Below are 13,882 nucleotides of genomic sequence, written 5' to 3'. Positions count from 1 at the left end.
TGCCGCGCGGACATACCTCCAATGGGGAATGGGTTCGCATACGGCGCCGGTGCAGCCTGCGCACACATCTTCAAGGGAGTTTCGAGCCATGGCTCACCTGTCCAACACCGAATTCCAGCCCCTGAGCATTGCGGTGCTCACGGTGAGCGACACCCGCAACATCGATTCCGATACATCCGGCCAGGCGCTGATCGACGGCCTGCAGAGCGCCGGCCACACCCTGGCCGAGCGGGCCATCGTCAAGGACGATATCTGGCAGATCCGCGCCCGCGTCTGCAGCTGGATTGCCAGCGAGAACGTGCAGGTGGTGCTGATCACCGGCGGCACCGGTTTCACCGCCCGCGACAACACTCCACAGGCGGTACAGCCGCTGCTGGACAAAGACGTCGACGGCTTCGGCGAGCTGTTCCGCTACGTTTCGCTGGGCGAGATCGGCACCTCCACCGTGCAGTCCCGCGCGCTGGCCGGCATGAGCAACGGCACGCTGGTCTGCTGCCTGCCCGGTTCGACCAACGCCTGCCGCACCGCCTGGAACAAGATCCTCGTCGAGCAGCTGGATAGCCGCACCAAGCCCTGCAACTTCGTCCCGCACCTCAAGGCCTCCGCCGTCGAATACTGCGGGCCACGCTCATGAGCGCCTGTGGCTGCGATACCGGCGGGCTGAAGCCGGTCGACGAGGCCATCGCCGAGCTGCTGGCACGGGTGCCGGCGCCGCCCTCGGTGGAAGAGGTCGCGCTGCGCGATGCCCTCGGTCGCGTGCTCGCCGAGCCGCTGGACGCCAGCTTTCCGGTGCCGCCCTGGGACAACAGCGCAATGGACGGCTACGCCCTGCGCGCCGCCGATCTGCCGGCCGAGGGCGGTGCGCTGCCGCTGGCCGGACGCATCGCCGCCGGTGACACCGCCAGCCAGCAGCTGCCGGCCGGACATGCGGTGCGCATCTTCACCGGCGCGCCATTGCCGCCGGGCGCCGATACCGTGGTCGCCCAGGAAAACTGCCGCGTTGAAGGCGATCGTATCTGGCTGCCGGCGGTGAAGGCAGGTGACAACGTGCGCTGCCTGGGCGAGGAAACCGCCGCCGGCGAGCGATTGATCGATGCCGGCAAGCGCCTGCGCCCGCAGGAGCTCGGCCTGCTGGCGACCTTTGGCGTGGCGCGGGTGAAGGTCTATCGGCGTCTGCGCGTGGCGCTGCTGTCCAGCGGCAACGAGCTGCGCGAGCCGGGCGAGCCGCTGGACGCCGGGCAGATCTACAACTCCAACCGCTACAGCCTGCTCGGCGTGTTGCAGAGCCTCGGCTGCGAGGTGCACGACTACCCGATCCTGATCGACGATCTGGGCGCCAGCCGCGACGCGCTGGCCGATGCGGCGAGCCGCTTCGACCTGATCATCACCTCGGGCGGTGTTTCGGTGGGCGAGGAGGATCACCTCAAGCAGGCGATCCGCGAACTCGGCGAGCTGCACCTGTGGCGCCTGGCGATCCAGCCAGGCAAGCCGTTGGCTTTCGGCGAGGTCAACGGTACGCCCTGGATCGGTCTGCCCGGCAACCCGGCGGCGGCGCTGGTCACCTCGCTGGTGGTGGCGCGGCCGTTCCTGTTGCGTGCGCAGGGCTGCACGCAGGTGCAGGTCACACCGCTGCGCCTGCCGGCCGATTTCGCCTGGCGCAAGGCCAACGTGCGCCAGCAGTTCCTGCGCGCCCGGCTCGAAGCGGTCGATGGCCGTCTCGAGGTCCGACTGTTCCCACGCCAGGGTTCGGCCATGCTGACCTCGGCGACCTGGGCCGACGGCCTGGCCATCGTCGAATGCGGGCGTACCCTGGCCGAAGGCGAGCTGGTGCAGTACCTGCCGTTCAGCGAACTGCTCGGCTGAACCATGAAAACGCCCGGTCGATGATCAATCGACCGGGCGTTTTCGTGTCTGCGCGTCAGGCCTGGCGATGGCGCGGCAGCATGCGTTGCAGGGTGCCGTCGCGGCGCACGTACTGGTGGAACAGCGCCGCCGCCGCATGCAGGCCGATCAGCCAGTAGCCGGCTACTGCCAGCGTTTCATGCAGTTCCTTGAACTCGCCGGCCAGATCCTGGTTGGCACCGAGCAGCGCCGGCAGCTCAAGGCCGAAGAACGGAATCGGCTTGCCCGCCGCGCTCAGGGTCAGCCAGCCGAGCAGCGGCAGGCCGATCATCAGCGCGTACAGCGCCAGGTGCATGAGCTTGGCCAGCGCCCGTTCCCAACCGGCCCCGACCACCGCCTTTGGTGCGGGATGCAGCCAGCGCGCAATCAGACGCAGCCAGACCAGCCCGAACACCGTCAGCCCGAGCATGAAATGCCAGTGCTTGAGCAGCTCCCGTGGCTCGCTGCCCTTGGGGAAATTGCCCTTCAGTTCGATGGTCGCGTAAACCGCCGCGATCAACAGCAGCATCAGCCAGTGCAGTCCGATGGAAAGCCGCCCGTATCTCGCCGTTTCTGCCTTGATGTTCATTTCACCTACTCCGCGTGTGGGTAACGTGGCGATTCTAGGTGGCGAAACTTAAGCAAAGCTTAGCGGCGGGCGGGACCGTTTGCCGCAGCTAGAAGGAAGCAGGCACCGCGAGAACCCGCGGCAGCTGCACGAGGACCCGCAGGCCGCCCAGTGGCGAGTCCAGCAGCTCGACGCTGGCACCGTGCAGCTCGGCGATTCGCGCGACAATCGACAAACCGAGGCCGGCACCCTGGCCGCCGCCGAGGCGGAAGAAGCGCTCGAACAGCTGGGGACGCAGTTCGGCGCTGATGCCCGGGCCGCTGTCATCCACCGCGAGGATCAGCTGTTCGGCATCGCCGTGCAGCTGCACCTCGATCTGCCCTCCATGGGGTGTGTATTCCAGCGCATTGCTCACCAGGTTCTGCAACAAGGTGGTCAGGCTCGCGGCATCGCCGGTGAGGCTGCAATCGGCCTGTTCGTCCACCTCCAGGGTCAGCGTCTGGTCCTGGGCGATGGCCAGCGGGGTGAGCTCGGCCAGTGTCGCGCGCGCCAGGGCGCGCAGATCCAGGGGCGCCAGACGCAATTGCTGGGCACTGGGTTCAAGGCGTGCCAGGGTGAGCAGCTGCGTGACCACGCGGGTGGTGCGGTCCACGCCGACCACCAGCTGCTCGAGTGCTTGCGCACGCTCCTGTTCGTCCTGTGCCTGCTGCGCGTTCTGCGCGTGGATGCGCAGCACCGCCAGCGGGGTGCGCAATTCATGGGCGGCGTCGGCGATGAAGCGCTTCTCGCGTTCGATCAGTTGGTTGACCTGTTGCAGCAGGCGATTGAGCGAGGCCGCCACCGGTTCCAGTTCCTGTGGCAGTGGTGCCAGCAACAGCGGCGCGAGGTTGTCTGGATCGCGGCTCTTGAGCAACTGAGCCATGCGTGCCAGCGGCCGCAGGCCCCAGCCGACCGCGAACCAGATCAGCAGTGCCAGCAGCGGCAGGCCGATCAGGTCCGGCAGCAGGCTGCGTCGGGCGATCTTGCCGACCAGCTCGCCGCGCACGTCGCCACGCTCGCTGAGCAGAATCCACAGGTCGTCTTCGCGGTCCTGCAACAGGAACAGGCGCCAGGCGTGCCCGTCGAGCATCACGTCGTGGTAGCCGGCGGACAGGCGCGCAAGAGGCGTCGCCGGCGCGCCGAGACCGGCCTGCAGTTGCTGAAGCGCGCCGTTGGGCGCGCCGGCCGATTGCAGCAGGGTACTGCCATCGGCGGCATACACCTGAAACCCCAGCTTGGTCTCGTAGTCATGGCCCGGCACGCCCTGGTCGCGGCGGGCGTTCACCGCCGCGTCCAGCGCCGCCTGCAATGCGCGGTGTGCCTGCGGGTCCATCTCGTGGCCGACCAGCCCCTGCACCAGTCGCGCACTCTGCGCCAGCTGGGCATCGAACAATTCCTCGATCTCATGACTGGCGTCGCGATAGCTGCGCCAGGAGATCAGGCTCAGCGCTACCAGCAGGGTGCAGAGCAGCAGCGCCAGGGTGCGCTGGCGAATCGAACGCCTCAGCATTTGTCCACCAGATAGCCGACACCGCGCACGGTGCGAATCAGCTCGGGAAAGAATTTTTTGCGCAGGTGGTGGATGTGCACCTCCAGCGCATTGCTCTCGACTTCCTCGTCCCAGCCGTAGAGCACCTGTTGCAGGCGGTCGCGGGTCAGCACGCGGCCGGGCTGGGCGAGCAGTTCGTGGAGCAGGACGAACTCCTTGCGCGGCAGATTGATCGGCGTGCCCTGGTAACTGACCTGCTGGTTGACCGGATCGAGCAGGATGCCGCGGTATTCCAGGCTCGGCTCCGGGCGGTTGAAGCTGCGCCGGAGCAGGGCGCGCAGACGCGCCTTGAGCTCGGCCACGTCGAACGGCTTGACCAGATAATCGTCGGCACCGGCATCCAGGCCGGCAATGCGGTCGCCGGTGGCATCGCGTGCGGTGAGCACCAGCACCGGCACTGGGTTGGCGGCAGCGCGCAGGCGCTTGAGCACTTCCAGCCCATCCAATCGCGGCAAGCCAAGGTCGAGAATCGCCAGCTCGAAGCTCTCGTGGCTGAGCGCGTGCAACGCGCTGGCGCCGTCCTGCAGCCAGTCGACCGTGTAGCCCTCGGGCTTGAGTGCGGTGCGGATGCCCTCACCGAGGGCACGATCGTCTTCCACCAGCAGAATGCGCATGTCGTTCCTGTCGTCCTGGGTTGCTCTGCATTCAACGCCGCCGAGCGCGGTTATTCCAGTTTTTCCTTGACCTTGCCGAGCAGCGCGCGAGCTTCGTCGCGGCGACCGGCATCGGCGACTTCACGACCAGGGCGGTCGGGCGCGGCCAGCGCTTTTTCCAACGCGGCGCGTGCTTCGCCATAGCGCTTCTGGCGCAGCAGGAAGTCACCGTGGAAATAGTTGGGATCGATGCCGTCCGGGTTCAGCGTCAGCGCCTGCTTGAACAGCGCCGCGGCCTTGTCCTCGTCACCAAAGCCGATCGGCCAGCCGGGCACCTGATAGTAAAGGCTGGCCAGGCTGGTATAGGCCGAGCCGTCGAGTGCCTGCGGGTCGAGTTCGATGGCTTTTTCCAGTTCGGCCTTGGCCTGCTTGACCAGGCCCAGCGCACCGAGCCCGCCCTTGGCGCCGGCCCAGGTGCTGAGCACGATGCCGTGCCAGATATGCAGTTCGGCCGCCTGCGGTTCGCCGACCACCGCGCTTTCCGCCTCCGAGGCGAGCCTGGCGAACGCTGCCTCGCGCTGTGTCGCTGGCAGCTGGTAGTTGATCTCTGCCCAGCGAGTCTGGATCTGGCGCAGTGACGACTCGCCGGCCGGACTGAGGGCGAAGGAAGGCTGGCAGGCCAGCGCCAGCACAAGGGTGCACAGGCCGAGCAGATGCTTCATGGGTGATCTCCGGTCGAAGTGGTTTGGGAGGGCGGCAGCGGTTGTTCAGCACGGGCGAAGCGCTTGATCACCGGCAGCTGTTTGCGCAGGGCCTGGTCGACCAGGCGCGGCAAGAGGCCGTTGAGGCGTACGAAGAGTTTTTCCGGCCAGCCGAGGTAGAGCTCCTCTCGCTCGGCAGTGATGGCGTGGACGATCTGCCGCGCGACTTCTTGCGGATCATCCATCTCCACCTTCAGCTCGTTGTTCATCGCCACCACATCGGCGCTGTTCATTGCCGTACGGGTGGCGCGGGGCGCGACGTAGAGCACCTTGATGTGGCTGTCGGCCAGTTCGCGCCGCAGCGCTTCGGAGAAGCCACGCAGGGCGAACTTGCTCGCGCAGTAGGCGGTGAAGCCGGGGTAGCCGATCGAGCCGAAGGTTGAACCGAGATTGACCAGCAGCGCCCGCGGTTGCTGGCGCAGCAGCGGCAGCAGCAGGTGAGTCAGCTGCAGTGTGGCGGTGACGTTGACGCCGATCAGCCGGGCGATGGCGTCCTCGTCCTGTTCCTCCAGCAGGCTGAACTGATTGACCCCGGCGGCGTTGATCACGCAGTTGAGCGCGCCGAAGCGGCGTGCGGCGGCGAGCACCGTTTGCCGCCCGCTGCGCTGGCTGAGGTCGGCGCACACCAGGCTGACCTGACCGGGAAAGCGTCGGGCGAGCGCCTCGAGGGCGAGACTGTCGCGCCCGACCAGCAGCAGTCGGGCTTCGCCGGCGCAGAGTCGCTCGACCAGCACTCGGCCGATCCCGCCGTTGGCGCCGGTGAGCAGGATGCGCGCGTCACGCAGCTGCATGGTCGTGCTCCGCCGCGGTCAGGCCGCGAAAGATGTCGCCGTAGAGGCGGTAGACCACCCGTGCGGTGTGCACCACGGCGGCCTTGTCGTCCTCGTTATCGAGGCGGTTCATCAGGCGCTTGAAGAACTCGATGTGTTCCAGGTCCAGGCTGCCGTGGGAGGTGAGGTAGCTGAATGCCTTGGCCGGCAGCTGCAGCTTGTCCTGCAGCACGCCGGCGGCCTGGGTGGCCAGGGCGATGCTGGTGCCTTCGAGCACGTTGACCATGCCGAAGAAGCTCGCCGGGTTGTGCCGGGCGATGCGGTCGTAGACGTAGGCGACCATCAGTTCGGTGGGCAGCGCCGGCTGGCCGTGGCGCACCGCATCGGCGTCACCGCCACAGGCGCGGATATCGTTGAGGATCCATTCCTGGTGGCCGATCTCTTCCTCGATGTATTCGGCGATCGCCTCGCGCAGCCATTCCAGCCGTTCCGGCAGGCGCGCGCCGCAGGCCATCAGCAGCGGCACGGTGTGCTTGACGTGGTGGTAGGCCTGGGTGAGGAAGGCGATGTACTGCACGCGGGTAGCGGTGCCGGCGAGCGCCGCATGAATGATCGGTGCGGCCAACAGGTATTCGCGTTCGGTATTGGTCTGGTGTTGCAACTGGTCAAAGAAATCCATGGTGAACCTCGAAATTCAGGACTGAGGGGTCTCGATCGCCGATTGGTAACGGTTGATGAGGGCGTTGCGGCGCAGACGGCCGTTGGCGGTTGCCAGGCCGTTGCCGGCAGTGAAAGGCGCGTCGGCACGCAACCAGTGGTGCACGCGGGCGTAGTCCGGCAGGCCGGCGTTGACCCGGTCGATTGCCGCCTGCAGATCCGCATCGCTGAGTTCGGGATGCCGCGGCACCAGCACCGCGACGTTCTGTGGCAGGGCTTCGCCATGCAGCCAGGCCTGGGCGATCGGCGCCTGCTGGACCAGCTCGGCCTCCACCCACTCGGGGTTGACGTTGCGCCCGTAGGCGGTGACGAACTGGTGCTTCTTGCGCCCGTGCAGGATCAGGAAGCCGTCCTCGAAATGGCCGAGGTCGCCGGTGGCAAGCCACTCGCCAGCCTGCGGCGGTTCGCCGAGGTAGCCAAGCATGCGCGGGCCTTTGACCAGCACCTCGCCATCATCGGCCAGGCGCAGCCCGACGTGCGCCAGCGGCCGGCCGACCGTGCCGATGCATCGCGCCTCAGGCGTGTTCAGACAGACCACCGAGGCGCATTCGGACAACCCGTAGCCCTCGAACACCGGCAACCCGAGGCGCTCGGCGCGTTCCAGCAGCTGCGGCGCGACCCGGCCGCCACCGACGGCGATGAAGCGCAGCGAAGTCGGCAGCGGTACGCCCTGTTCGGCGGCGCTGACCAGCGCCAGCAGCAGCTGCGGCAGCAGGATCAGGCTGTGCGGCCGGTTTTCGTTCAGCGTCGTGACAAAGCACGGCAGCTCGAAACCTGCGGCGCCGCTGAAACCGATCTCCGCCAGCGGACGCAAATCGATCCGTGCCCCCGCCAGCAGCGGCGCGTAGAGCCCGGCGATGTTCTCCAGTAGGGTGGCCAGCGGCAGCACGCACAGGTGCTGCTGCACATCGCAGGCCAGGCTGGCCTGCCGCAGGCTCTCGGCCACCGCCAGCTGCGCTTCGGCATCCAGGCAGACGCCCTTGGGCTGGCCGGTGGTGCCGGAGGTATAGGTGATCTTCAGCGTGCCGGGCGGCACCGGGGTGACGGTCTCCAGCTGGCGCAACAGCAGGCCGGCTTCGCCTGGCTGGAAGCCGCAACGCTCGCTGAGCGCGCTCGGCCCGCCGATCAGGCAGTCGATACCGGCGTGCTGCAGCACGTGCTCCTGCTGCGCCGCGGAAAAGAATGCCGGCAGCGGCACGCAGACCAGCTTGGCGCGCAGCAGGGCCAGATCCCAAAGCGCCCATTCCAGGCCGTTGTCCAGCGCCAGAGCGACGCGCTGCACGCCTAGCTGTTCCAGCTGGCAGGCGCGGGTCGCGACCTCATGGCGCAGTTCGGCATAGCTCAGCTGGCGCGGCCCTTCGCTCAGCGCGATGCCGGCGTGCTGGTCGAGCGTCGTCCAGAAGCGTTCAGCTGCAGGCTGCATGGGGCGCCTCCGTGGTGTCGAACAGCGGCTGATAGCCGAGCCGCGCATAGAGGCCGAGCTGTAGCAGGCGCTGGTGGCCGGGCAGGATCTCGCCGGCCATCAGCTGCGGACGGCTGGCGTAGTAGCTGCCCCAGTCGGCCAGCTCATCGCCCATCCGTGTCGGGTCGGCGAGGCCCAGCGGCAGCGGATCGAGTGCCAGGCGCTGGAAGCTGTTGAGCAGCGCCGACGTGCCGGTGAACACCACCCAGCGAAAGCCCTGAGCGACCAGGAGGTCGGTCAGCGCGACGATCAGCAGCCGTGCCGAGGCATTGCCGAAAGCGGCCAGATTGCCGACTTCGACGATCTCTGCGCGCGCCACCTCCAGGCCGCAGCGCTGGCTGACAGCCCGCTCGATCGGCTCATCCAGATAACGCTCGAGAAACAGCGGCCGGCGCTGGGCGCTGCGCAGCCCGACCGCGCCCTGCACCTCGCCGTTCTGGTCGTGCAGGCCCAGCAAGCAGGGCATGAAGTGCCGCACCCGGGCCTGATAGTGCTCGGCGAAGCGTTGACGGATGAAGCCTTCCAGCGCTGCGCGCCGCTCGCCTGCATCGGCCTGCGCCAGTTGCAGGGTCAGCGCCGGCTCACGGCCGATACGTGCCAGTACGTCAGTTTGATCAACCCAGGGCAGTTCCATCGGGGAACCTCGGTTAGAAGCCTGGGGCGATTGTTGGACGGCAAACTTAAGGCAGTCTTAAGTCCGGTCCCGGGTCTGTCGGCTGGCGAAACGATCTGCGCTCGCGACGATTTTTTCACATATGCCTGGTTATGCTCGGTCGCGCGTCGATCAGCGCCTGCTCAACCAGTAGGCCAGGGAGCTGGCGGCTAGCACCCAGATGAGTACGACTGCGGCAGCGCCCGCCCGGCTGATCGGGCGAGGCGTGTTCTCCCAGGCAAGCGCCTGAGCGCGGCACTCGCTGAGGATGGCCGGCGGCATCAGGCGTATGGCCAGCCAGATACCAAGAGGCAACAGCAGCAGGTCGTCAAGGTAGCCAAGCACTGGAATGAAGTCCGGAATCAGGTCGATCGGGCTCAGTGCGTAGGCGACCACACAAAACAGAAACGTGCGCAGCCACCAGGGTGTAGCCGGGTGACGGGCACAGCACCAGAGCGTCATGACGTCACGTTTGAGCTGGCGTGCCCAGCCCCGCAGGCACGACGTGAAGCGAGACAGGCTGAACATCGAATTGCTCCTGGAGCAGAACAGGCTGGCAGCGCCAGCGAAGAGGGAAACCGCGATGATGCAAACCAGCTTTTACAGCAGCCACCGTCTGGGCGCATTGCTCCGTCGTCGCTACGGGCTGCTCGGCCTGCTCGTATTGCTGTCCGCCTGCGTGGTGACGGCAGTGGCGCTGCACTGGAACGAGCGGCTGTACTTCAACCTTACCCAGCTGATCAACGTGACCGGGCAGGACGTGACGAACCGTTGGCTGCCTGGCTACGCAGTGGTCATCGATGGCAAGCCGGTGAGGGGGATAAGCCAGAACCTTTCGGCGGTCAGCTATGACGCGGATCTGGATCGCCTGCTCGCGGTCGTGAACGGCGGTCCGACCGAGCTGGTGGCATTGAGCAAGACCGGTGAGTTGCTCGAGCGTTATCCGCTGCAGGGTTTCGGTGACATCGAAGGCGTGACCTACATGGGGCACGGGCGCGTGGCCGTTTCCGATGAGCGAGCGCAGCAGATCAGCATCTTCCGCTTGCCGGCGCAGCCGCGGCCGATCGAAGCGTCCGAGGCGCAGTTCTTTTCCCTCGGGATCAACCTCAACGGCAACAAGGGCTTCGAAGGGCTGACGTACGATGCGGCGGGCGACCGGCTGTTCATCGTCAAGGAGCGCGACCCGCGCCAGCTCTACGAGGTCGGTGGCGTCGCTGCCAGCCTTGAGGGGCCGCTGCAACTGACCATTCGCGATCGCAGTGACTGGATCGCGGATCAGGTGTTCGCCACCGATCTGTCGGATATCCACTTCGACGCCGCCACCGGGCACCTGATTCTGCTCAGTGACGAGTCGCGCCTGCTCATGGAGCTCAGCGACAGCGGGCGCATGCTCAGCTATCGCAGCCTCAATCGCTGGTTCGGTGGCCTGCAACGATCCGCGCCGCACCCCGAGGGCGTCACCATCGACAATGACGGCACCCTGTTCGTCGTCAGCGAGCCGAATCTGTTCTATAGCTTCCGCCGTGCGGAGGGTTGATGCCCGCTCAGCGTACTCACGCTTCGTTCACACCCGCTTGACGAAACCCCGACAGCAACCCGAGCAGACTTCGAAGCGTACCGTGGCAGCCCGGGTGGCGCGCCGCGGGCTTCGTTCCCTTCTGCTCGGGTGATCTCATGTCTCCTCGCCTTCCGCATCCACATCGCGCCAGCAAACGGCGTGGCTCCACTTCACGTCATCGTCGGGCGCTACTTGCCCTGATGCTCGCCGGCCTTTCACTGAGCGGCTGCCAGAGCGCACCGGAGCTGCTGGCCGGCGACGAATATCCACCTGAATATGCCGAAGGCTTCCGCGCGGGTTGTGGCAGTGGCCGGCAGGCTGCCGGGGCGCTTGGCCAGTTTCGCAAAAACGTGCCGCGTTATATGAGCCAGCCGTTGTATGCGGAGGGCTGGAATGATGGTTACCGGCAATGCCAGGCGATGCAGATGGAGACCGGAGGGCTGACCGCCTGGCGCAGCAACGCACTCGAGCGTGATCGCGACCGCGACTGGCGCCGCCACGTCGATCAGGCCAAGGCGCAAGCCTTTCACCGCTGAGCGCAAAAAGGCGCACGGGATCAGGTCCGGTGCGCCTTGAAAGCAACCGGCGTGACTAGCGTGCGGGTTGCTCGGCAAGTAGCGGCGGCATTGCGGGAACGGCTCGGTACAGCACCAGCCGGTAACAGGCCAGGCAGATCGTCCAGTCGAACAGCAGGGTCCATAGGTTGTGCGAGAAGAAGTGCGCCCCCTGCATCACCCGCCCGACCGACAGCACAGTCCCCAATCCAAGCGCCACCGCCAGGGCAATCCGTGCGGTACGTGGCCTGCGATCGCGCAGCACGAAGAACAACGCCAGCAGGGAGAAACCTGCCGATGCATGCCCGCCCGGCCAGCAGCGCCCCGGCTTGAGGGCCGGTGCGCGCTCGCTGAGCAGCGGCGTGAAGGTTTCAGCACCGCCGAATTCCGCGAGGCTCCACGGGCAGTGAACGCCGGTGAGCGTCTTCAGCGGCGTGACGATGCTGGTCGACAGGCCCAGCGCAAGCACCAGATAGCCCAGCGAGCGGCGCCAGGGCGCAAGCCGGGTCGGCAGCAGGCTGAGCAGGAAACCGGCAATGGCGAGCACGCCGATGACGATCACCAGCTGCTTGACCCGATCATGCAGGAAGTCTTCGAGTAGCCAGCTGTGGCGGCCGACAAAGCCGATTCCCGGCTCGTAGAACTGCCGCGACAGCGCGAAGTCGAGGTTGCTCGGGTCGCCAAACAGTAGCGCTGCCATCAGCAGGGCGGGCAGACCGAAACCAAGGGTGAAGTTGAACGGCCGGCTGTGGGGAATCTGATTCGGCGGGTTCATCGTCGCATGCTCCAGAGGCGCCGCGAGCGGCGCCGGCAGGTTCAGCGCTGGCTGAGTTGGGTGGCGCTTGAGGACGGACGTTTCCAGCTCAGCAGCGCATGGCCGTAGTCGTAGCTGGCGCCCTGGTAATAGGCGATGTCGCGCATTACCAGCGGATCATCGATGCCAGCGCTGGCTTCGCGGCTGGCCTGCAGCGCGTCATCGTGCCGGCGGATGCCGCGACGGGGGCTGAGAATCGCCAGGTCCTTGCCGTCGAACAGGCCGAGGTGCTGGTAGTTGCCGATCAGTGCGCGCCCGGGCTGGACGTCGTCGCGCAGCAGGTTGCGGCCAAAGAAGGTCGAGACGTAGTCCAGGTTGAGCAGGCCAAGCAGGGTCGGCGCGATGTCGATCTGGCTGGCCACCAGGTTCATCTCGCGCGGCTCGATCAGGTTCGGGGCGTAGATGAACAGCGGGATGTGATAGCTGGCCACCGGCAGGTCCTGCGAGCCGGCGCTGCCGGCGGTGTGGTCGGCGACGATGACGAACAGCGTATTGGCGAACCACGGCTTGCTCCGCGCGTTATGCAGGAACTCGCCGATGGTGGCGTCGGTGTATTTCACCGCGCCCTCGCGACCTTCACCGGACGGAATGTCGATGCGCCCGTCCGGGTAGGTATAGGGACGATGATTGGACGTGGTCATCAGTTGCAGGAGGAACGGCTTGCCCACGGCATAGTCCGCGTCTGCCTCGCGGATCGCCAGACGATAGAGGTCCTCATCGGCCATGCCCCAGGCGTTCTTGAAATGCATGTCCGCCTCGTCGACGCTGCTCTGGTCGACCACCCGGTAGCCGTTGCCACTGAAGAAGGCGCTCATGTTGTCGAAATAGCCGCGCCCGCCGTAGAGGAACACGCTGTCGTAGCCCTGCGCCTGGAGCTGCTGGCCCAGGCTGGCGAAGCCGCTCTCGCGGCCAACGCGCTTGACGATCGAGCGACCGGGCGTTGGCGGTACGGACAGGGTGATGGCTTCCAGGCCCCGGTCGGTACGAGTGCCGGTGGCGTAGAAGTTGTTGAAGAACAGGCTCTGCGGGCGCAGCTGATCAAGGTTGGGCGTCAGGCCGCGGCTGTCGCCGAAGCTGCCGAGGTACTTCGCGCTGAGGCTTTCCACAGTGATCAGCACGACGTTGAGCTTGCGCGCCTGGCCGGGGTTGTCGATTACCCGGCGGATGTCCAGCGGGTCCTGGCCGATGAAGCGAACGTTGGGTTCTGCGACTTCCGCGCGCAGACCTTCGGCAACGCGGCGTTCGGGCTGCGTGGCGTAGAACTGTTCATAGTCCAGCTCGTTGTTGCGAAAGGCGGCAAAGAACTGGAACGGGCCATTGCTCGCCAGCTCCCGTTGATAGGCGTTGCCGCCATTGCCACGCGGGAAGTCCTGGCCGACGATCAGTCCACTGGCAGTCGCAGCGCCCAACAGGCTGGCGAGTACCGTTGCGCGGCCCCGCCAGGGCAGGCTTGGTGCGCCCAGAGCTCGTTTGAGCGGCGCTTGCAGCACCGCGGTGGCAAGTAACGTGATCAGTGCCAGCAGGGCCAACAGCGCAAAGACCGGGTACGACTCGAGGATGTTGCGCAGCACCTCGTCGGAATAGACCAGGTAGTCGACCGCGATGAAATTGAAGCGCACGCCGAACTCGTCCCAGAACAGCCATTCGGCGAGCCCGGTGAACAGCATGGCGTAGAGACTCAGGGCCAGCAGCAGGGTGAGCCCGCGCTGGTGCCAGCGATTCGCCCAGAGCCGCTGCGGACACAGCATGAGGTAGCAGCCCAGGGGCAATGTGGCAAAGGTCAGGAACGCCAGGTCATAGATCGTACCCAGCGCAAAGACGCGCAACAGTTCGCCCGGGCCGGCAGCTGCATCCTGCCCGTGGGCAAACAGCAAGGTGCCGCGGGTGATCAGAAAAACGCCGAACCAGAGGCCGGCAAGCAGCGACAGATAACGAAGTTGAGCATGGCGCAGGAGTGTCATCGT

The 13,882-nt window shown here is 66.5% G+C and carries 15 protein-coding genes; 4 read left to right on the top strand and 11 right to left on the bottom strand.

The features are described 5' to 3' along the window. Positions 1-88: 88 nt before the first annotated feature. Positions 89-634 (top strand): molybdenum cofactor biosynthesis protein B, encoded by a 546-nt coding sequence (gene moaB, locus PSEST_RS16905; RefSeq protein WP_014821507.1) that lies wholly within the window; start codon positions 89-91, stop codon positions 632-634. Further along, positions 631-1,863, top strand: coding sequence for a gephyrin-like molybdotransferase Glp (gene glp / locus PSEST_RS16900; RefSeq protein WP_015278190.1), 1,233 nt, complete (start codon positions 631-633; stop codon positions 1,861-1,863). Before moaB ends, glp begins: the two co-directional genes overlap by 4 nt. A gap of 55 nt (positions 1,864-1,918) precedes the next feature. On the opposite strand, the gene PSEST_RS16895 is transcribed toward glp, so the two are convergent. From PSEST_RS16895 to PSEST_RS16855, 9 genes are all read right to left on the bottom strand, one after another. Then, on the bottom strand, positions 1,919-2,470 hold the full coding sequence (locus tag PSEST_RS16895; protein WP_015278189.1) for a cytochrome b: 552 nt from the start codon (positions 2,468-2,470) through the stop codon (positions 1,919-1,921). Positions 2,471-2,558: 88 nt separating this feature from the next. Beyond that, the gene (locus PSEST_RS16890) at positions 2,559-3,998 is read right to left on the bottom strand and encodes an ATP-binding protein (protein ID WP_015278188.1); all 1,440 of its coding nucleotides are present in this window, start codon (positions 3,996-3,998) and stop codon (positions 2,559-2,561) included. Further along, positions 3,992-4,651 carry a response regulator transcription factor gene (locus PSEST_RS16885; RefSeq protein WP_015278187.1) on the bottom strand — a complete coding sequence of 220 codons (660 nt, stop codon included), beginning with the start codon at positions 4,649-4,651 and terminating at the stop codon, positions 3,992-3,994. Before PSEST_RS16885 ends, PSEST_RS16890 begins: the two co-directional genes overlap by 7 nt. A 50-nt stretch (positions 4,652-4,701) precedes the next feature. Next, entirely contained in the window at positions 4,702-5,352 is a 651-nt protein-coding gene (locus tag PSEST_RS16880) for a tetratricopeptide repeat protein (RefSeq protein ID WP_015278186.1), read from the bottom strand. Continuing rightward, on the bottom strand, positions 5,349-6,182 hold the full coding sequence (locus tag PSEST_RS16875) for an SDR family oxidoreductase (protein WP_015278185.1): 834 nt from the start codon (positions 6,180-6,182) through the stop codon (positions 5,349-5,351). The genes PSEST_RS16880 and PSEST_RS16875 overlap by 4 nt, the downstream gene beginning before the upstream one ends. Next, on the bottom strand, positions 6,169-6,840 hold the full coding sequence (locus PSEST_RS16870) for a TenA family transcriptional regulator (protein ID WP_015278184.1): 672 nt from the start codon (positions 6,838-6,840) through the stop codon (positions 6,169-6,171). The genes PSEST_RS16875 and PSEST_RS16870 overlap by 14 nt, the downstream gene beginning before the upstream one ends. 15 nt (positions 6,841-6,855) lie before the next feature. Next, the gene (locus PSEST_RS16865; protein WP_015278183.1) at positions 6,856-8,301 is read right to left on the bottom strand and encodes an AMP-binding protein; all 1,446 of its coding nucleotides are present in this window, start codon (positions 8,299-8,301) and stop codon (positions 6,856-6,858) included. Further along, positions 8,285-8,974: a thermostable hemolysin gene (locus PSEST_RS16860; RefSeq protein WP_015278182.1), complete on the bottom strand. Its 690-nt coding sequence runs from the start codon at positions 8,972-8,974 to the stop codon at positions 8,285-8,287. The genes PSEST_RS16865 and PSEST_RS16860 overlap by 17 nt, the downstream gene beginning before the upstream one ends. A 150-nt stretch (positions 8,975-9,124) precedes the next feature. After that, positions 9,125-9,520 carry a YkvA family protein gene (locus PSEST_RS16855; RefSeq protein WP_015278181.1) on the bottom strand — a complete coding sequence of 132 codons (396 nt, stop codon included), beginning with the start codon at positions 9,518-9,520 and terminating at the stop codon, positions 9,125-9,127. Positions 9,521-9,575: 55 nt separating this feature from the next. Here PSEST_RS16855 and PSEST_RS16850 point away from each other — a divergent pair, with 55 nt between their 5' ends. Beyond that, positions 9,576-10,529 carry an SdiA-regulated domain-containing protein gene (locus PSEST_RS16850; RefSeq protein WP_015278180.1) on the top strand — a complete coding sequence of 318 codons (954 nt, stop codon included), beginning with the start codon at positions 9,576-9,578 and terminating at the stop codon, positions 10,527-10,529. Positions 10,530-10,666: 137 nt separating this feature from the next. Continuing rightward, positions 10,667-11,086, top strand: a complete 420-nt coding sequence (locus tag PSEST_RS16845) for a hypothetical protein (protein ID WP_232422559.1) — start codon at positions 10,667-10,669, stop codon at positions 11,084-11,086. Between the two features lie 55 nt (positions 11,087-11,141). Here PSEST_RS16845 and PSEST_RS16840 read toward each other — a convergent pair whose 3' ends face one another. Further along, on the bottom strand, positions 11,142-11,879 hold the full coding sequence (locus tag PSEST_RS16840) for a phosphatase PAP2 family protein (protein WP_015278178.1): 738 nt from the start codon (positions 11,877-11,879) through the stop codon (positions 11,142-11,144). A 41-nt stretch (positions 11,880-11,920) separates the two neighbouring features. Further along, positions 11,921-13,879 (bottom strand): LTA synthase family protein, encoded by a 1,959-nt coding sequence (locus PSEST_RS16835; RefSeq protein WP_015278177.1) that lies wholly within the window; start codon positions 13,877-13,879, stop codon positions 11,921-11,923. Positions 13,880-13,882 lie beyond the last annotated feature (3 nt).

This window comes from Stutzerimonas stutzeri RCH2, assembly GCF_000327065.1.
Lineage (GTDB): Bacteria > Pseudomonadota > Gammaproteobacteria > Pseudomonadales > Pseudomonadaceae > Stutzerimonas > Stutzerimonas stutzeri_AE.
Note: the sequence above shows the minus strand (reverse complement) of the source record. Positions and strands in the feature narration are given on the sequence as shown.